The organism is Pararhizobium sp. PWRC1-1, from assembly GCF_049897905.1.
Taxonomy (GTDB): Bacteria; Pseudomonadota; Alphaproteobacteria; order Rhizobiales; family Rhizobiaceae; genus Pararhizobium.
This window is the reverse complement of sequence record NZ_JAFCXE010000039.1, coordinates 10,638-27,776: the sequence shown is the minus strand read 5'-3', so window position 1 is coordinate 27,776 and position 17,139 is coordinate 10,638. Positions and strand designations below refer to the sequence as shown.

The 17,139-nt window shown below is 58.7% G+C and carries 16 protein-coding genes and 3 pseudogenes; 12 read left to right on the top strand and 7 right to left on the bottom strand.

The genetic code is table 11. From position 1 onward, the window contains the following. The 9 genes and pseudogenes from ACP7E0_RS33265 to ACP7E0_RS33225 form a co-directional block, all read left to right on the top strand. Nucleotides 1-711 (top strand): KUP/HAK/KT family potassium transporter (locus ACP7E0_RS33265; protein ID WP_426131437.1); only part of this gene is annotated, 711 nt, incomplete at its 5' end. A 72-nt stretch (nt 712-783) separates the two neighbouring features. Then, nucleotides 784-1,197: pseudogene (locus tag ACP7E0_RS33260) on the top strand (DUF808 family protein); the annotation flags it as partial. 87 nt (nt 1,198-1,284) lie between these two features. Further along, nucleotides 1,285-2,250: a magnesium and cobalt transport protein CorA gene (locus ACP7E0_RS33255; RefSeq protein WP_426131435.1), complete on the top strand. Its 966-nt coding sequence runs from the start codon at nt 1,285-1,287 to the stop codon at nt 2,248-2,250. A 207-nt stretch (nt 2,251-2,457) separates the two neighbouring features. Further along, nucleotides 2,458-3,369, top strand: a complete 912-nt coding sequence (locus ACP7E0_RS33250) for a PhnA-like protein (RefSeq protein WP_426131433.1) — start codon at nt 2,458-2,460, stop codon at nt 3,367-3,369. Nucleotides 3,370-3,425: 56 nt separating this feature from the next. Beyond that, a complete protein-coding gene (locus ACP7E0_RS33245; RefSeq protein WP_426131431.1) occupies nt 3,426-3,920 on the top strand; it encodes a ferritin-like domain-containing protein in 495 nt (164 codons plus the stop codon). Between the two features lie 31 nt (nt 3,921-3,951). Next, nucleotides 3,952-4,497 carry a YidB family protein gene (locus tag ACP7E0_RS33240; protein WP_426124155.1) on the top strand — a complete coding sequence of 182 codons (546 nt, stop codon included), beginning with the start codon at nt 3,952-3,954 and terminating at the stop codon, nt 4,495-4,497. Between the two features lie 367 nt (nt 4,498-4,864). Next, nucleotides 4,865-6,415, top strand: coding sequence for a sensor histidine kinase (locus ACP7E0_RS33235; protein WP_426131429.1), 1,551 nt, complete (start codon nt 4,865-4,867; stop codon nt 6,413-6,415). Nucleotides 6,416-6,554: 139 nt separating this feature from the next. Continuing rightward, the gene (locus tag ACP7E0_RS33230; RefSeq protein WP_426131427.1) at nt 6,555-7,052 is read left to right on the top strand and encodes a hypothetical protein; all 498 of its coding nucleotides are present in this window, start codon (nt 6,555-6,557) and stop codon (nt 7,050-7,052) included. A gap of 17 nt (nt 7,053-7,069) precedes the next feature. Then, nucleotides 7,070-7,297 (top strand): hypothetical protein, encoded by a 228-nt coding sequence (locus tag ACP7E0_RS33225; protein WP_426131425.1) that lies wholly within the window; start codon nt 7,070-7,072, stop codon nt 7,295-7,297. A gap of 485 nt (nt 7,298-7,782) precedes the next feature. Here the strand turns inward: ACP7E0_RS33225 and ACP7E0_RS33220 are convergent, their stop codons facing one another. Next, a complete protein-coding gene (locus ACP7E0_RS33220; RefSeq protein ID WP_426131423.1) occupies nt 7,783-8,391 on the bottom strand; it encodes a general stress protein in 609 nt (202 codons plus the stop codon). A 31-nt stretch (nt 8,392-8,422) separates the two neighbouring features. After that, a complete protein-coding gene (locus ACP7E0_RS33215) occupies nt 8,423-8,743 on the bottom strand; it encodes a PepSY domain-containing protein (RefSeq protein ID WP_426131421.1) in 321 nt (106 codons plus the stop codon). Between the two features lie 320 nt (nt 8,744-9,063). Between ACP7E0_RS33215 and ACP7E0_RS33210 the strand changes: the two genes are divergently transcribed. The 3 genes and pseudogenes from ACP7E0_RS33210 to ACP7E0_RS33200 all read left to right on the top strand — a co-directional run. After that, entirely contained in the window at nt 9,064-9,282 is a 219-nt protein-coding gene (locus tag ACP7E0_RS33210) for a hypothetical protein (RefSeq protein ID WP_426131419.1), read from the top strand. Nucleotides 9,283-9,938: 656 nt separating this feature from the next. Beyond that, on the top strand, nt 9,939-10,265 hold the full coding sequence (locus ACP7E0_RS33205) for a hypothetical protein (RefSeq protein WP_426131418.1): 327 nt from the start codon (nt 9,939-9,941) through the stop codon (nt 10,263-10,265). Nucleotides 10,266-10,351: 86 nt separating this feature from the next. Further along, a pseudogene (locus ACP7E0_RS33200) lies at nt 10,352-10,694 on the top strand (hypothetical protein); the annotation flags it as partial. Between the two features lie 44 nt (nt 10,695-10,738). Here the strand turns inward: ACP7E0_RS33200 and ACP7E0_RS33195 are convergent. From ACP7E0_RS33195 to ACP7E0_RS33175, 5 genes and pseudogenes are all read right to left on the bottom strand, one after another. After that, nucleotides 10,739-11,538: pseudogene (locus ACP7E0_RS33195) on the bottom strand (sulfite exporter TauE/SafE family protein). A 55-nt stretch (nt 11,539-11,593) separates the two neighbouring features. Continuing rightward, nucleotides 11,594-12,067 carry a DUF411 domain-containing protein gene (locus ACP7E0_RS33190; RefSeq protein WP_426131416.1) on the bottom strand — a complete coding sequence of 158 codons (474 nt, stop codon included), beginning with the start codon at nt 12,065-12,067 and terminating at the stop codon, nt 11,594-11,596. A gap of 20 nt (nt 12,068-12,087) precedes the next feature. Continuing rightward, nucleotides 12,088-15,243, bottom strand: coding sequence for an efflux RND transporter permease subunit (locus ACP7E0_RS33185; RefSeq protein WP_426131415.1), 3,156 nt, complete (start codon nt 15,241-15,243; stop codon nt 12,088-12,090). Beyond that, the gene (locus ACP7E0_RS33180; protein ID WP_426131414.1) at nt 15,240-16,667 is read right to left on the bottom strand and encodes an efflux RND transporter periplasmic adaptor subunit; all 1,428 of its coding nucleotides are present in this window, start codon (nt 16,665-16,667) and stop codon (nt 15,240-15,242) included. Before ACP7E0_RS33180 ends, ACP7E0_RS33185 begins: the two co-directional genes overlap by 4 nt. After that, nucleotides 16,664-17,068 carry a FixH family protein gene (locus ACP7E0_RS33175; protein WP_426131412.1) on the bottom strand — a complete coding sequence of 135 codons (405 nt, stop codon included), beginning with the start codon at nt 17,066-17,068 and terminating at the stop codon, nt 16,664-16,666. Before ACP7E0_RS33175 ends, ACP7E0_RS33180 begins: the two co-directional genes overlap by 4 nt. Nucleotides 17,069-17,139: the final 71 nt, after the last annotated feature.

The window sequence follows — 17,139 nt, the reverse complement described above, 5'->3', positions numbered from 1 at the left end:
TGGAGCTGGTCAGCACTGGCGGCCGCGGCGATCCTCGTCCCCCTTCTATTGTTGGAAGCGGTTTTCCTCGGCGCAAATCTTCTCAAGATTCACGACGGCGGTTGGGTGCCCGTAGCGCTCGCGTTTGGCATCATGGTCATCATGTGGACCTGGACAAAAGGCTCGCGGCTCCTTCGGGAAAGGACGGCGCACCACGACATTCCGCTGGAGAAGTTCATCCACTCCATCGAGAAATCAAAACACGCCCCTGTCACGGTCCCAGGGACGGCGGTATTTCTGACGAGCGTGGGCGACAAGACCCCTGCGGTCCTCCTGCACAACATCAAACACAACCACGTGCTTCACGAGAAGAACGTTATCCTCACGGTTAGGACGTCGGAGAAGCCATACGTCTCCAAGGACAACCGCGCGACGATCACGCCAATCAGCGACAGGTTTACGAGATTGGAGTTGTGCTTCGGCTTTATGGAGGAGCCGAACGTTTCGAAGGCGCTCGCGCTGTGCAAGAAGAAGGCGGGCTTCAAGTTCGAGATCATGCAGACCTCGTTTTTCCTTGGGCGTCGAACGTTGATCGGCAATCCTAATTCCGGCATGCCGGGATGGCAGGACAACCTCTATATCGCTCTTGCTGGCCTGGGTATCGATCCGTCCAACTACTTTAAACTTCCGGCCAACCGCGTCGTGGAAATTGGAGAGCAGGTTTCTATCTGAAAACGGCTCCAACGCTCAACAGCGTCGCGAACCAATCAATATCTCCCTTCTCAGAACCAATCGGAAAGACACATGGCCACCGGACTGATCGCACTCCTTGACGACATCGCTGCCATCGCCAAGCTGGCGGCAGCGTCGAGCCGCGCAGACCGCAAAGGCGGGTGCCAAAGCTGCAGGAGTCGTGATCGACGACGCGGCCGTGACCCCGAGATATGTCGTCGGCCTGTCCCCAGCGCGCGACCTGCCGATCCTCATTGCTCTCGGGTCGCTGAAGAACGAACTTCTCTCCTTTTGCCTGCCGGTCTTTTCCTCGGCTATTTCGCGCCATGGGCTATTACTCCGCTTCTTATGATCGGCGGCGTCTATCTCTGCTACGAGGGCGCTGAGAAGCTTTACGAAGCCTTCGTACCTCATGACGCCCACATCCATGAGATCGCGGTATCAGGAACAGCTGATCCGGCCACATTGGAGAACCAGCCCGTAAGCCATCCTTGCAGGCACGCCTCCCGCCGGAGCGTCGCGCCGTCGCGAGAATTGGCAATGTTTCCCAACCAATGAAAGCACGTGCATCCCATGACAGTCGTTGCCTCCTACATCTACCGCGGCGGAAAACGCGCAGAAGAACTGCCTCTGGGCGAAAAGCCGTTCGAACCGAAAGACGGCGAATTTGCGTGGATCGGTGTGGCTGAACCGACGGCCGATGAGATGAACAAGCTCGAAGTAATGTTCGGACTGCATCCGTTGGCAGCGGAAGATGCGCTCAACGGCCGTCAGGTTCCTAAGGTTGACGTGTACGGGGAGCAGCTTTTTGTCGTAGCCAAGACCGCGCATCTGGAGGGCGACAAGATCGTCTACGGAGAGACCTGCATTTTCGTCGGCAAGCATCACATCGTCAGCGTCCGTCACGGGTCGGCACGCGCGCACAAGGAATTGCGGGAACAGCTCGAGCAGTCGCCGAACTTGTTGAACCATGGCCCCGACTACGTTCTGCATGCGATCATCGACTTCGTCGTCGACGGCTACCTGCCCATGGTCGAAAAAATGGAAGACAACGTGCTCGCCATGGAAAAGCACATGCTCGTCTCCTTTCTCGAACGAGAGCAGATCAGGCGAATTTTCCGGATGCGCCGTCAGGTCATCCTGTTCCAGCGCGTACTGGGACCAATGGCGGAGGTCGTCGGCAAACTGACGCATCTTGAACTACCCTGCGTGGACGACAACGCCAAACCGTATTTCCGGGATGTCCTCGATCACGTAAAACGCGTCGAGACCATGATGTCCGGTCTCCGGGAGGTCATCACCTCGGTGTTCGAGGCCAGCAACCTTCTCGAACAACAGCGTCAGGGCACGATCACCCGACAGTTAGCCGCCTGGGCCGCAATCCTTGCCGTACCCACCGCGATCGCTGGTATCTACGGGATGAACTTTCAGAACATGCCCGAGCTACAAAGCAGGTATGGCTACTTCGTGGTCTTGGGGGTCATCGCCACCCTGTGCGGCGTACTCTTCTACCGCTTTAAAAAGGCTGGCTGGCTTTAACACGCGAATCTGAAGACTACGTGCCGCTGACGTTGCCGCGTGATATGTCTGTTGGACTTTAGAGCATCAAAGCAAACTTACCAGCAGGGCGGCGATAGCCGCCCTTTTCTCGTTACGTAACCTTCACGTAGGTGAGAGGAACTTGTGCAGTCCCGGCGCGTTCAAGAACACTCACGAAAGCGTGAAATCTTGAACAGGACCCGAAAAATGACCACACCCGTATCCACCAATCTCCATCACGACACCGCTTATGGTGATCCATCTGCCACCATAGCGTTGAACAAAGTCTCGTGGGGCGCAATCTTCGCGGGGGTCGCCGTCGCTCTCGCTGTCCAGTTCCTCTTGAACCTTCTTGGGGTAGGCATTGGGGCGGCCGTTCTCGATCCCGCCACGTCCGACAATCCGGACGCGAGCACATTCTCCATCGCCGGCGGCATCTGGTTCGTCATTGCTGGCATCATTTCTGCATTCGTCGGCGGGTACATCGCAAGCCGAGTCTCCGGACGTCCAAGCAACCCGACTGGCGGCTTTCACGGCCTCACGTCCTGGGCAGTGACAACCCTCGTGGTTCTTTACCTACTCACAACCTCGGTCGGCGCGCTCATCGGCGGAGCCTTCAGTGGTCTGTCCAGCGTTGTCGGTGGTGTGGGCCAGACCGCAGCGACTGCCGTCACAGCCGCCGCCCCGGCGATTGCCAACACGACCAATCCGATGTCGGGAATCGAACAGCAAATCCGCAACTCCACTGGCAGTGATCCTCAAGCTCTACAGAACGCTGCGGTAGCCGCGGTGCAGGCCGTGGTCACAGGTGATGAGGCCACGGCTGAAGAAGCGCGCAGTCGTGCCGCCGACGCGGTCGCAAAAGCTCAGAACATCCCTGTCGAACAGGCTCGCACGCAGGTTGATCAGTACGAAAAGACCTACCGCGAGAACGTCGCTGCCGCCAAGCAGCAGGCAATCGAGGCCGCGCAGGCTGCGACTGCCGCCGTTTCGGCTGGAGCGATACTCGGCTTCATCGCTCTCGTCCTCGGTGCCATCGCCTCGTGGTTTGGTGGCGTAACCGGAACAAAACACAGCGGCGTGGTCATCACCGATACGGCTACACGTCGCACCGTTTAAGACATCAGGTCATCGGAACCGTCCGGTGGCCCTTAACCTCAGAGTTGGAGACCACCATGGCCGAAGTTAAAACCCTGGACGAACTGTTCCTCGACACGTTGAAGGACGTCTATTTCGCCGAGAACATGATCATCGAAACCCTCCCCAAAATGCACGAGGCGGCAAAGAACGTTCAGCTAAAAGACGCCTTTACCAAGCATCTCGCCGAAACCAAAGTACATGTTGAGCGCCTTGAGCAGGTGTTCGAAATTATCGGCGAAGAACCGGAGGAGAAAACCTGTGACGCGATCCTCGGCATCACAGACGAGGGCGAAGAGATTATGGAAGAGTATGAAGGCTCCCCGGCGCTGGACGCAGGCCTTCTCGCCGCTGCCCAAGCAGTGGAACATTATGAGATGTCGCGCTACGGCACCCTGCGGACATGGGCACTGGAACTTGGCCTGAGCGACGCGGCCGGTCTTCTCCAAACCACTCTTGACGAAGAACAGGCTACGGACCTCGCACTTACCGCCATCGCGACCTCCGTCGTAAATCAGAAGGCCGAAGGTTGATCCCGCCGACAAACAACAGGAGACAGGTAAAATGGCAAGCAGCGCGTTGAAGGCACTTCTCGCAGTCCTGGCGGTCGCCGGGTTTCAAAACAGGGACAAGATCGGAGAACTCCTGCGTGGGCTCCAGAACCCTCAAGGTGATGGGACGCCAGGTCAACAGTCGGGCGGTCTTGGCGGATTGCTCGGCGGTTTGGGCGGCGGAACTGGCGGTGTAGGAGGCCTTGGAGGTCTTTTGGGCGGCGCTTCCGCCGGAGGTGTTCTAAGCGGAGGTCTCGGCGATTTGCTGAAACAGTTCCAGCAGAACGGACACGGCGAAACAGCGAAATCGTGGGTCGAAACGGGGCCAAATGCCGAAATCAACGACAGTCAGTTGTCGGAGGCACTCGGACCGGGTGTGCTTGCCGATCTGTCAGCGAAAACAGGATTGTCGCCTGACGAAATACTAAGCCGTCTAAGCCGCGACCTCCCCAAAGCTGTCGATGAACTGACGCCGAACGGTACAATCCCAGCCGATGATGATATCTCTGAAGCCGGGGGGCGCCAATCTGTTCCTTCGATAAAGCCCGAGATAATCTGATACCACATTCGTAATAGAAAGAGGCCGCTTGCAAGCGGCCTCTTTTATTCAGCCCAGAACAGGCCTGACGGTGCCTTTTACGAGTGAAGCGCAAGCCCTCGTGTGAAGGAAATGATTAGCGGTGGTTGAGGTGAAGGCGTCTTATGTGACCTCGCCCTCGACGTTTGGCCGACGTGAGTCAGTCGTCCCGTCGTCCCACTTTGTGTCGAGCGCGCCGCGTCCGCTATCCGCCCATGGATTGGATTGTTTTTGTGATCGCCGACGGTTAAGTTCCCGCCCTCGGCACGTCGCTGGAACTGTCGTCACAGCTTCGCTACTGTGATCGCGCGCGCGACGGGTCGTATCGCAAGGGGTAAACGGGGCGACTATGAAATTCGAGGGACTACACACGGCGACCGTGTCGAAAGCCGCGACGGCCGTCATGGGGACGATGTTTGTAGGGTTGCTGCTGCTACTGGGACTATGGCTCTACGAAAGCTGGTCCTCCGCCCAGCAACGGACGCAGGACCAAGCCGTCGCCGCCTCCAAGATCGTTGCTACCAATGCGAAGTGGATTGACGCCCTCGCCTGGCAAGCTCTTCAGCGCATCGATGAGTCGCTCGGTTCGGATGTCCGCGTCGGGGACAAATCTAAGGTAAGGGACATCAATGAGGCGGTGGAAAACCTTCCTGGTCAGGTGGAGGCTTATGTCGTTGACCGGGACGGAACGACGCTTCTTTCCACCGATCCTACGGTCAAGCCAGTTCCGATAACGGACAGGCCGTATTTCGCGGAGCTTAAAAAGGGCGCGCGCCAACACGTTTCATCTTTGCTTGTCAGTCGTCAGAACGGTCAGCAGATTTTCGTCTTTAGTCGCCGCATTGAACGGAATGGCGCGTTCGCCGGCGCGGCGATGGTTTCTTTCGAGGTCGACATCTTCGCGGACATTCTGGAGTCCGCCGATTTGGGGCCCGATTCAACGGTTGGAATCATCCGTCGCGATGGCCAGCTCGTAGCCCGGTTTCCGCTGGCAAGCGGGCCACTCGACATGAGCGGCTATGTCCTGTTCACGGACTATCTTCCCAAATCTCCGACCGGAACATATTTCGCGGTTTCCCCGGCTGACGGCGTCGCCCGGACCGTGGGATATCGGTCGGTTGAGGGGACAGATTTCATCGCCGTCAGTGCCGCCGGATATCAGGCGGGCATGCGGTCCTTCTGGAACGACTTGTTGATCGCTGTCGCGGTGCTGTGCCTCGCTGCGATCGGGCTGATCGCGGCTGCCAGCTGGATCAAGCACCTATTATCGCGAGACATCGCCCGTTCGACGGCCCTTTCGGTGGCTTTAGAAGAAAACCAGCTACTACTCCGGGAAATCCATCACCGCGTCAAAAACAACCTTCAGTCAGTTCAGTCGCTCATCAGGATGCAGCAGCTGCCTTCGGAAACGCAGAGGTCCCTGTTCGACCGCATAGCCGCGATGATAGCCGTCCACGAGCAGATTTACAGTCGTGATCAATACGCAAAGGTGTCGGCTAAGCATCTCCTCACTGCGGTGGTCGATATGCTCGTCAAGTCCTACGGGGCCTCAGTCGAAGTCGAATATGCCATTGAGGACATCGATGTCTCGGCCGACACGGCCACGCCTTTGGCGCTTCTCGCCAACGAAGTCGTCACAAATAGCCTCAAGTATGCGTTCCCAAATGCCAAGGGCGGGAAAATCCAGGTGACACTGAAAGCGTTGTCCAAGCGCAGGGCATGTCTGGTCATCAGCGACGACGGTGTGGGGTTCGACCAAGAAAACATTCACTCTGGAATGGGTTCTCGTCTCATCAAGGGGGTCGTGTCGCAGCTGCAGGGCGAGTTCATTTACCAAAAGAATGGCGGGACGACCTTTACGGCTGAGATGAACATTATTGAGGCGGCGGACCCGGCTTGAACCCAAACCGGGACTAAGAAGCGAGTGACTTAGCCTGCCATCTTCCAGCAATGATTTAACAGCTGGTGATTTTGGTGAGCTCGGAACCTTTTACGCAGGCTGGGATTGTCAGACTATCGTCCGACATCTGGAGTTCCCTATGCAAATCGCTCTCGCCGCCGCAGTATTCCTGATCGCCTCCATTCCGCCCGCATTCGCTGACGAAAGCGGATTCCTGAAATCCATCGGTGGGGCGTGGTCAGGCAAGGGCACAGTCACCACCAAAATCGGGACATCCCCGATGGATGTAACCTGCAAGTTCGCTGGCACCACGAATGGACCAGCGCTCGCAATGGCCGGCCAATGTCGAGGTTTGCTGGTAATCCGCCGGGCAGTCTCAGCCGACATAAAGGCAAATGGCGCTAAGTACAGTGGAACCTACATCGGCCCCTCTGGACGCCCATCCACCCTTTCGGGAACTCGACAAGGAAACTCAATTAATTTCGCCGTACGATGGAGCCGGGAGATCAACGGAGATCGGTTGGCTCAAATGACTATCGAGAAAATTGGCACTCGTGGACTTCGTCTTCGCACTACCGACAAGGACCCCAAAACGGGGAGGAATGTGGTCACCAGCGATATCCGTCTCACGAGATAAGTCAGGTTGATTAGGTCATGAATACAAAGGGCATCCGGTATCTATTAACACGGATCGAAAACAGCGAAGTCACCGTCGGATCGCTTCCCCAAACCATTGATGACATCAAACTGGTTCTCGCCGAAAACGATATTCCTGTAGCGGAAGGACTTGCGCATCTTCACCAGTTTGGCGCGCTCAAACTCAACCAGTTAGCGGGTGATGGATCGGTTGCGATCATCCTGCAGGCTAAACGGGTTCACTGACGAAAGGTGCATATAGGGTTGATCGTATGCTGGCTTCGGCGTGAAGCGATACCCGAATTTGCCGTATGATCTCGTCGGCAATACCCTTTCAGGGATATAGTCGTCGCCCCAACATATGGATTACTATTCAACGGCGCTAGCTTTTCGTCGATGAGCTTTTCCACGGCGTTTATAGCGTGGGTGAGCCCAGGAGCGGATAGGACGACTAAAAATGCTGGGCAAGCGCGATGTCGAGTTCGCGAAACACCCGCTCCACCTCTTTGGCGAGGCCGTTTTTTGTTCTGAAGCCCCTTACGAACACCTCCAACATGAGTATATCTCAATCGTGGCGTGTGAAAACCCTTCAATTTCTAGGGTTTATATTTCTATAAAGAAGAAATCTGAAGAAAACGTTCGAAGCCCAATAGTTGCACCGTTAATCGGTGGCCCTGGTCGCGAAGTTTAGAAGTCCGAGGCCGCGAGAGGGCGGCCTCGGGAGGCCTCGATTACAAACCGCGCTTAGCGTAACGGTTGCGCTCAGCATCGATCTTGTCCTGAGTGTATGGGTCAGCCTCATCGTCGAACGCCGTCCAGCCCTCGCCTTCATAAGCAGTTCGGCGGGTCGGCAAATCGACCCAGTTCGACCGTTGCAGAATAGCTTCTGCTTCAGCCGCCCGCGACTCGTCAACCTTTGCGGTCACAAGTGTTCCGCCGCGGCGAACGCCTTCCGCATAGACATGAGCGTCGCGCTCATCGACGCCGGAATCCGTTAGAGCACCGACTAGGCCGCCAGCCGCACCGCCGACAACAGCGCCTGCTACGGCACCTGCCGCGGTAGCTGCGAGCCAACCCGCGGCCACAACCGGACCGACACCCGGGATGGCCATGAGACCCAAACCAGTCAGAAGACCGCCGACCCCACCAACGGCCGCACCAATTCCAGCCCCTTTACCTGCATCTTCGGCGGCATCGTTATCGCCATCCTTATAGCGGCCGTCGGAGTTATTCGAGACAATGCTGATATCACTGTCGGAAACGCCCGTCGCCTTCAGCTGGTCGACCGCGGAGGTGGCGTCGGAATAACTATCGAAAAGGCCTGTAATAGTTTTTGTCATGGGAATTCTCCTTGTTATTCGTGTGGGGTTGTTACTTGGCGTCGATGTTGCCCTGATAGTCGAGCGTCACCGCGACTGGCTTGCCATCCTTCGTCGCCTTGCCCTGCCAGACACCCTTGTCGTCGAGCTTCAGTTCTGTAACGTCGGCGTAGCCGGCTTCGACGATCCGGTCCTTGGCTTGGCCCTCGGTGAAGCTGTTTGCACCCTCGACAGGGGCAGTGGCGTTCTGGTCCCTAGGCGTTGCCACCGCCGGGGTATCACCCTCAGGGTTAGGGGTTGGCGTCGCAGTCTGCGCGAATACTGAGGTGGCAGAAAACGCCATCGCGGCAGCGGCGATAAGCAAATTCTTCATTAAGGCCTCTCCTTATTTCGACCATCAGTGGTCCTTGGCAAGTGAATCCATGAGCCGTCATTTTGTTCCAAATGCCGAGTAGCGGGGTGAGGTTGTGCAACAGGAAGTGGCGCTCGCACCCCCAATCCCAAGGTCAGAAGGTGATGGCGGCTTATCCGATATCACCTTTCGTCGCGGATACCGCTTTTGTTGCCCGTCACCGTAGCTGAGGGCCTGGCTGGTGGCCGATCAACAGGCTCTCTTCCATGAGTTCCGTGGGATCGGAACTTCTTGGCAACCCAGCGATTACTTTTCCATGAGTCCTCAAATTGGAGTTTGCCATGACCCACCCAGAGACAAACGCGGCTGAACTCGCCGCAAACTACGTCAAGCTTGGCGGAACGCGCCGGGGCAAACTCGACGACAACATAATAGAGACGAGGAAATGGGAGGACGAGCCACGGGAAGCGTCGGTATTCTGGAGAGACCAGATTGAGACCTTGTCTGACGACAAGCGGCGCGAGGTCGAAACCAATCTCCCGACGATGAATTCCGAGTAGAGGTGCGGCGTCAGATAACGGCCGCAACATCGTGGCTCAGAAGCTGATCGACCGTCGGCCACTCGTTCGCAGGCTCTTCCAGGCTCGGTTCCGACAAAACGTCGGCCGGATCAGGGACGTGTTGGTTGGCAAGCCGCAGGCGGTCCACTTCTGCAAAGTGCGTGGAAGACAGTGTTGCTCCCGAGACGACCGCTTGATCCACCAAAACTTCGCGAAGAGGAGGTTGCCGCAGCGCTCGTAGACGCCGCCGATGTTATGTGCTTTCGCTGTTCGCAAACATGCCACACACCGAGTGATCCGTCAGGCGGCGTCGCGGGTCACGATGAGATAGCTGACGACCCTCTCGGATCGTCAGGACTCGACACGTTGCCAGCCGAGCATGTGGGCTTCTTCGAGTAAAAGCTGGATTGCGTAATCCACCGTCTGGTCAGTTCGACTTGTCGTCCCTGACTGCCTATTTCTTGTGTTGGCGGATCGATCATAAGGTTTCTCTGAGGGGATGAGGACGCAGCGGACGGGTGCGATGCTCGCCTGGCGTTTCGTTGCCCGCAGCGAGAAATCGGAAAAATCGTTGCGTTCACCTTCTCCGTCGTGTCCGATTGACACGCCGCGACCTCGTGTACGAAACCAACTCGGTGTTTGAAAGTTCCAATCGCATGACAAAGCCTGAGGAACGACAAAGCCACCCGGTCACCCCCGACGGCCGATATTTCGTCGTACGTGGCCGCCTCTGGCGAAAAAGCAATCCGGCGCTCGCCGAAGACGAGCGGGTCCGACTGGTCAGAGAACTGATGTCCGCTCGAAGGGCTGTACGTGATGCGGGAGGTGATACAGCCGCGACGGCCGATGCGAGGGAGCGGGTCGACCAAGCCAAGATTGCCCTTGGCGAACGAGGCCCTGTCTGGTGGGGTGACAGCGAGCCGGACTATAACAGGCACATGGCGAGTAACACGCCCTACGCAACTTGGTTCGCCGCGCTCTAGGCAACCTCCGGTTAATCCTGGGGCATCCTTGCCGAGCAAAAGGCATGCCCGACGTACGGTGACTTGGTCGGGCGTTTTACCGATCGATGCCGCAAGCGAAGAATGACATCGAACTCCTCAGGACCTGGACTGCGAGCGGCGACCCTCGGGTCGGCTGTGTGCGCGAAAGGCATACTCCTCGAGATGCGCGCGCGGCTTCCCATGTCGTCCAAGAGATCGATCGAACTCCACACGGGGGAACTTGTCTTGTCGATGCCCGCCGACGCGAAGACTGAATTCAACACGGCAGTGCGCATTGTCTCCGCGGCAAGGAAGGACATCGAAAACCTTCCGGTAATTCCTCGTGAGATTCGAGATATCCTGACCATCAGGCCGGGCGAAAGGCACCGCTGGCTCGCTGATGGTCGTCTCCCGAGTGCGGGGTCCCGAGCCTGGCCTCCTTGCCCAAACCCGTTGCGCAACATTGATCTAAATTAGGCGTGTCGCCACACCTTCACTGCTGAGATCAGCAGGATTACTGCAAGGGCAGGCAACAGGACAGCATTGGGAACAAGGCCCAGAAGCTTTCCACCGATAAAAGTGCCGAGGACAGACCCTAGTGCCATGACGAGCAAAAAAGACTTGTTGCGGCCGAGAACAGCAAAGCTCTGATCGCGACTGTAGCGGGTGAATCCCACGAGCATCGTCGGAAGGCTTACCGCGAGGGAGAGACTTCCTGCGAGTTTGACATCAGCGCCAAATAGTAAAACGAGCGTCGGGATCAACAATTCGCCACCCGCTACTCCCAATAGCGAAGCCACGATGCCGATGCCAAATCCAGCGATCACTCCCGCTACGAATTGCGCCCCTCCGGTAAGCAATTGATGTCCTGCATTAGCGTCATGCCCGAGCACCAGTACGACAGAGATGGCAACTAGCATGGCAGCAATGACCTTGTAGAGCGTCTGCGATTTCAGACTGGTCGCCCAACCAGCTCCAAACCACGCACCTAGCAGGCTTCCTGCAAGCAGGTTCAGCACGATCGCCCAGTTGTCGGCGATAGTGCTGAAGGACACGGTTCCCGCACGGAATGGCAGAGCTGTCGCGACCACGACGAGGCTCATAGCCTTGTTAAGGATGACGGCTTCCAGCGCTGCAAAGTTGAAGACGCCAATCAGAAATGGAAGACGGAATTCTGCGCCTCCGAGGCCGATAAGGCCTCCGAGATGATTGTTCCAGCGCCGAAGGCGGCAGGAAAACTGCGGGGAACGGACGTATAAGCGGGCTCACTCATGGGCGAGATGTATGCACAAATATTTCGGCCTGGGTAGGAGCTGATGGCGGCGGGGTCACAAGTTGCCGACGGCTTTCGGTCTGACGGCCTGATAAACCTTGCTCGTTCGGTTTCCGTCCCTCCCGATAGCGATCACATCGTAGGATGCGCCTGGGTCGTCCCCCATGCCCAACGAGCCGACTGGCATGCCCGGCACAGACAGGCCCGCCAAATCAGGCTTCTCGGCCAACAGCCTCGTCACCGCCTCCAGCGGAACGTGGCCCTCCAGGTAGTAACCCGCTACGACGGCGGTGTGGCAGCCCTGCAGATCGCCAGGGACTTTGTAGCGGTCCTTCACCACGTTCATGTCGGCCACGTCTTCGGCCTTCACGGAAAACCCGGCATTCTTCATTGCGTCGGCCCAGGCATGGCAACAACCGCAGTTGGGGTCCTTATACACGACCATGCTTTCGCCGGCCGCCAGCGCCGCTCCAGCTACGGGCAACGCTCCGATTGCGACTAGGGTGCAGAGGAATTCTCTTCTTTTCATCGTACTTCTCCTTCTCAAATCTAATGTGCCGCAAAGGACGCGGGGACATGTGCCTCCTCGTGCGCCGCCTTCAATCCGATGCCCTTCACCAGCCCGTAGACGGCGGGGATCACGACCAGCGTCAGCAGTGTCGATGATACCATGCCGCCGATCATCGGCACGGCAATCCGTTGCATGATCTCCGAGCCGGCACCCGTGCTCCAGAGGATCGGCAGCAGACCCGCCATGATCGCCACGACGGTCATCATCTTGGGCCGGACACGTTCGACCGCACCGACCATGATCGCCCTATTGAGGTCTTCTTTTCCGAATGCCCTGCCTTCAGCCAGACATTTCGCCTGCTCGTCCATGAGGGCATGATCGAGGTAGATCAGCATGATGACCCCGGTCTCCGCGGCGACGCCCGCGAGCGCGATGAAGCCGACGGCGACGGCGACCGACGCGTTGAAGCCCAGCCACCACATCATCCAGATTCCGCCGACCAGGGCGAACGGCAGTGACAGCATGACGATCATCGTCTCGGTCAGTGCCTTGAAGTTCAGGTAGAGCAACAGGAAGATCAGGGCGAGCGTTAGCGGAACGACGATCATCAGCCGGGCCTTGGCCCGCTCGAGATATTCGAACTGGCCGCTCCATGCGACGGAATAGCCAGCAGGCATCTCGACGCTTGCCGCCACGGCAGCCTGGGCTTCCGCCACGTAACCACCGAGGTCGCGGTTGGCGATATCGACGAAGATGTAGACGGCAAGCTGGCCGTTCTCCGTCCGGATGGTAGTGGCACCACGCGTGAGCTTGATCTCTGCGACCTCCCCGAGCGGAACCGTACCGCCTCCCGGCAGGGAAACCTGCACGTCGTGGGCGATCGATTGCGGATCGCTTCGGAGCGCCCTTGGGTAACGGATGGCGACCCCGTAGCGCTCCCTGCCCTCGACCGTGAACGTGACGACCTCGGACCCAAGCGCCATCCCGATGACATCCTGCACGTCGTCGATGGAGAGTCCGTAGCGCCCCAGAGCCATGCGGTCGGGAATGATGTCGAGATAGTATCCGCCGATGACCCGTTCGGCATAGGCACTCGACGTTCCGGGTACGGCCTTGAGGACCGTCTCGATGTCACGCGCGACCTTCTCCATCTGCTTCAGGTCGGTGCCGTAGACCTTCACGCCGACGGGCGTCCTGATCCCCGTCGACAGCATGTCGATGCGGGCGCGGATGGGCATTGTCCAGGCGTTCGAGACGCCGGGGAACTGGAGGGCGGCATCCATCTCCTGCTTGAGGCTGTCGGAGGTGACCCCGGGCCGCCATTCGGATTTGGGCTTCAGGGTAATGATCGTCTCGAACATTTCCGTCGGAGCCGGATCGGTCGCCGTCAGTGCCCTGCCCGCCTTGCCAAACACAGTCTCGACCTCCGGGAAAGACTTGATGATGCGGTCCTGCGTCTGCATCAGCTGGGCGGCTTTCGTCACCGACATGCCTGGCAGTGTCGTTGGCATATACATCAGCGTGCCCTCGTCGAGGTTTGGCATGAACTCGCTCCCGATATGCTGCACGGGCCAGGCGGTCATGCCAAGGATCACGATGGCTGCCAGGATCGTCAGGCTCTTGGCCTTCAGGACGCCGACGATGACAGGACGGTATATCCAGATCAGCAGTCGGTTGAGCGGGTTTTTGTGTTCCGCAACAATGCGGCCCCGGACGAACAGGATCATGAGCGCAGGAACAAGGGTGATCGACAGCAGTGCCGCCGCCGCCATCGCGAAGGTCTTCGTGAAGGCGAGCGGTCCGAACAGGCGGCCCTCCTGCGATTCCAGCGTGAAGATCGGCAGGAACGACACCGTAATGATCAGCAGGCTGAAGAACAGCGGCGGGCCGACTTCGCTTGCCGCCTCGATCAGGACTTCGGTTCGAGGCTTGCCCGGTGGAGCGCGCTCCAGGTGCTTGTGGGCGTTCTCGATCATGACGATTGCGGCGTCGATCATTGCGCCGATTGCGATGGCGATGCCGCCGAGGCTCATGATGTTCGACCCCAGGCCGAGCGCCCGCATCGCCATGAAGGCGATCAGGATGCCGATCGGCAGCATGATGATTGCGACGAGCGCGCTGCGGACATGCAGCAGGAAGGCAATCGTCACCAGCGCGACAACGATCGATTCCTCGATCAGCGTGCCCTTCAAGGTCTCGATCGCCGCTTCGATAAGTTTCGACCGATCATAGACGGGCAGGATTTCGGTGCCAGCGGGAAGACTGTTTAGAACCGCCGCGAGACTCTCCTTGGCGTTCTCGATGACGGTGAGCGCGTTGGCACCGTCGCGTTGGAGGACGATGCCGCTCGCGACCTCGCCCTCGCCGTTCAGTTCGGTAATCCCGCGGCGTTCGTCCGGAACCAGTTCTGTCCGTGCGACGTCCGAAAGACGCAGCGGTATGCCAGCATTCGTCTTGAGGACGATGTTCTCGATGTCCCTGATGCCCTCGAGATAGCCCTTGCCGCGCACCATGAACTCGAACTCGGAGATTTCCACAGTACGGCCGCCGACATCGCGGTTGCTGGAGCGCACAGCGTCGGCGATATCCGACAGAGAGACGTTCTGGGCCCTCAGGCGGGCCGGGTCGACGACGATGGAATATTGCTTCACGAAGCCGCCGACGCTGGCAACTTCGGCCACGCCTTCGGACTTGGAGACGGCGAAGCGCACCAACCAGTCCTGAAGTGACCGCAGCTCGGCCAGTGACAGTTCCTTGGCAACGACGGCGTATTGGTAGACCCAGCCGACGCCGGTAGCATCCGGGCCGAGGCTCGGCGACACGCCGTCTGGCAGACGGCTGGCGGCGGCATTCAGATATTCCAGCACGCGACTGCGCGCCCAGTAGGGATCGGTCCCGTCCTCGAAGATCACGTAGACGAACGAAACGCCGAAGAACGAGAAGCCTCGGACGACCTTCGACTTCGGCACGGTCAGCATAGAGGTCGTCAAAGGATAGGTAACCTGGTCCTCAACAACCTGCGGAGCCTGCCCGGGATAGTCGGTGAAGACGATGACCTGGACATCGGAGAGATCGGGAATGGCATCGAGGGGAAGCGTGCGCAGCGCATAGATGCCGCCGGCGATGGACAGTGACGCGCCGACAAAGATGAGGACAAGGTTGCGGGCCGACCAGGCGATGACGTTGGCAATCATGGTTTCACCTCGTCCGCCGTCAGGGCGTTTAAAGCCGCATTCAGGTTGCTCTCGGCATCTAGGAGGAAGTTGGCGGAAACGACAACACGGTCGCCCGCTGCGATCCCTTTGGTGACCTCAGTCATGTCTTCGCCTCGGACACCCAGCGCGACGTCCATCGGTTCGAACCTGCCCTCGCCCTTATCGAGAAGGACGATCTGGCGGTCGCCTGTATCAATCACAGAACTGTTGGGAACGGCGACGACCGGATTTCCGGCTCCGGCTTCGATCTCGACCTCTGCGTACATGTTGGACATCAGCTGCCCGTCCGGGTTCGGAAGCTCTATCCTGACCTTCGTGGTCCGGGTTTGCATCTGGACCTCCGGATAAATGAGGTCGACCGTTCCTTTGAACGTCGTGCCGGGCAAATTGCGAACGGTTACGGAGACGGCGGCTCCCGTACGGACGGCGCTAAGTTCGTATTCGGGGACGTCGGCGATAACCCAGACCTTCGAGATGTCGGCGATGCGGAAGAGAATGTCGCCAGCCTCGGCCATCATGCCGCTCACGGCCATGCGCTCCAATACGACACCGTCGCGCGGCGATGTGTAGGCGATGCTCTGGGGTACTTTTCGGTCAATCGCGATGCTGGTGATCGTCGCCGTGGGCACACCCAGATTTTTCAAACGAAGCGCCGCGCCGGAGTCTGGGTTGGACTTTGCCTCATTGCGCATCTCGGCTGCGTATTCCGCTCCGGCAGTGGCGATCTCCTTTGAATAGAAGTGGAAGAGGTTCTCGCCCTTGATGATCCTGTCGCCCGTCGTGACGTCCGCGACCTCTTCGACGAAGGCGTCTGCCCGCATCGAGACGATGCTGACCATGCGCTCGTCGAGCATGACGGCTCCAGGCACCCGGATTTTCCGGCTGACGCTCATCCTTTCGGCCAGCGCTGTCTTCACCCCCGTCCGCTGGAGTTTACCGAGTGAGACCTTCACCGTAGAACTGTCGCTGACGTCGCCGTCATAGACGGGGAGATAGTCCATCCCCATCGAATCCTTCTTCGGGACCTTGGAGGTGTCGGGAAGCCCCATGGGGTTGCGGTAATACAAGATTTTACGTTCGGGTGAGACGGATGCCGTGTCGGGTGCGGGCGCAACCGCGCCGGCCGCGCCGAGGCTGATGTCCTCGCTTGCCCGGACTGGCGCGAACGGCCGTCCGTCGTCGGTGTTTTTCGGCTTGGCGGAATACTCGGCCAGCCCGTCTGGGTGGCGGTAATAGATCACTGCTCCCGTTCCTTCGCGTCGCGGCTCCGCCTTTATGGCTGTACCGTTGGGATCGACGAACCGCCGCAGGAGTGCACCGACATCGTTTTTCCCGGCCCAGTAGCCTCCCCCGCCGACAAGCGCGGCGAGGGAGAGCGTGGAAATGATGCGTGAGACACTCACGGGATTGCCTTCAAGACGACTTCGCCTTTGACCGTATCAGGCTCGCCTTGAACCTTGGCGGCGACCTGGAAACGCCATCCGCCTTCCATGGAAAGGTTCGTCGTGAAAGCGTATACGCCCGGCTCCGCAGAGGTTGTCGGGTCCACTGTGGTGGTCATCGTCTCCATGCCATCGGGAGCCATGTCCATGCGTGTCGTGAAGATGACGGCGTCGGGAACTGCTTTGCCCGTCCGCTTATCGACCAGACGTACCGACACGGTCGAACCCGGCCCCTGCTTGATCTCGGTCTGGACGGCCTGGAATTCGTAGTCCTGCGCTCCGGCCAACGAAGCCGTGGCGGTGCTGAACAGCATTGCGCCTGCAAAGAGGACGGTCCCCGCGTTAAATGTGGACTGTTTCATGGTTCGATGTCTCATCCGGACGGGTCTGCAACCTCGTCCTCAGTCAATATGGATCGCCATCGGTACTGCAC

What these genes read in the sequence shown, in the direction of transcription:
- ACP7E0_RS33220 (WP_426131423.1), bottom strand. Translation starts at nt 8,391, where the DNA reads ATGACAAAAACTATTACAGGCCTTTTCGATAGTTATTCCGACGCCACC.
- ACP7E0_RS33215 (WP_426131421.1), bottom strand. Translation starts at nt 8,743, where the DNA reads ATGAAGAATTTGCTTATCGCCGCTGCCGCGATGGCGTTTTCTGCCACC.
- ACP7E0_RS33225 (WP_426131425.1), top strand. Translation starts at nt 7,070, where the DNA reads ATGAATACAAAGGGCATCCGGTATCTATTAACACGGATCGAAAACAGC.
- ACP7E0_RS33175 (WP_426131412.1), bottom strand. Translation starts at nt 17,068, where the DNA reads ATGAAACAGTCCACATTTAACGCGGGGACCGTCCTCTTTGCAGGCGCA.
- ACP7E0_RS33235 (WP_426131429.1), top strand. Translation starts at nt 4,865, where the DNA reads ATGAAATTCGAGGGACTACACACGGCGACCGTGTCGAAAGCCGCGACG.
- ACP7E0_RS33210 (WP_426131419.1), top strand. Translation starts at nt 9,064, where the DNA reads ATGACCCACCCAGAGACAAACGCGGCTGAACTCGCCGCAAACTACGTC.
- ACP7E0_RS33185 (WP_426131415.1), bottom strand. Translation starts at nt 15,243, where the DNA reads ATGATTGCCAACGTCATCGCCTGGTCGGCCCGCAACCTTGTCCTCATC.
- ACP7E0_RS33190 (WP_426131416.1), bottom strand. Translation starts at nt 12,067, where the DNA reads ATGAAAAGAAGAGAATTCCTCTGCACCCTAGTCGCAATCGGAGCGTTG.
- ACP7E0_RS33245 (WP_426131431.1), top strand. Translation starts at nt 3,426, where the DNA reads ATGGCCGAAGTTAAAACCCTGGACGAACTGTTCCTCGACACGTTGAAG.
- ACP7E0_RS33230 (WP_426131427.1), top strand. Translation starts at nt 6,555, where the DNA reads ATGCAAATCGCTCTCGCCGCCGCAGTATTCCTGATCGCCTCCATTCCG.
- ACP7E0_RS33205 (WP_426131418.1), top strand. Translation starts at nt 9,939, where the DNA reads ATGACAAAGCCTGAGGAACGACAAAGCCACCCGGTCACCCCCGACGGC.
- ACP7E0_RS33240 (WP_426124155.1), top strand. Translation starts at nt 3,952, where the DNA reads ATGGCAAGCAGCGCGTTGAAGGCACTTCTCGCAGTCCTGGCGGTCGCC.
- ACP7E0_RS33250 (WP_426131433.1), top strand. Translation starts at nt 2,458, where the DNA reads ATGACCACACCCGTATCCACCAATCTCCATCACGACACCGCTTATGGT.
- ACP7E0_RS33255 (WP_426131435.1), top strand. Translation starts at nt 1,285, where the DNA reads ATGACAGTCGTTGCCTCCTACATCTACCGCGGCGGAAAACGCGCAGAA.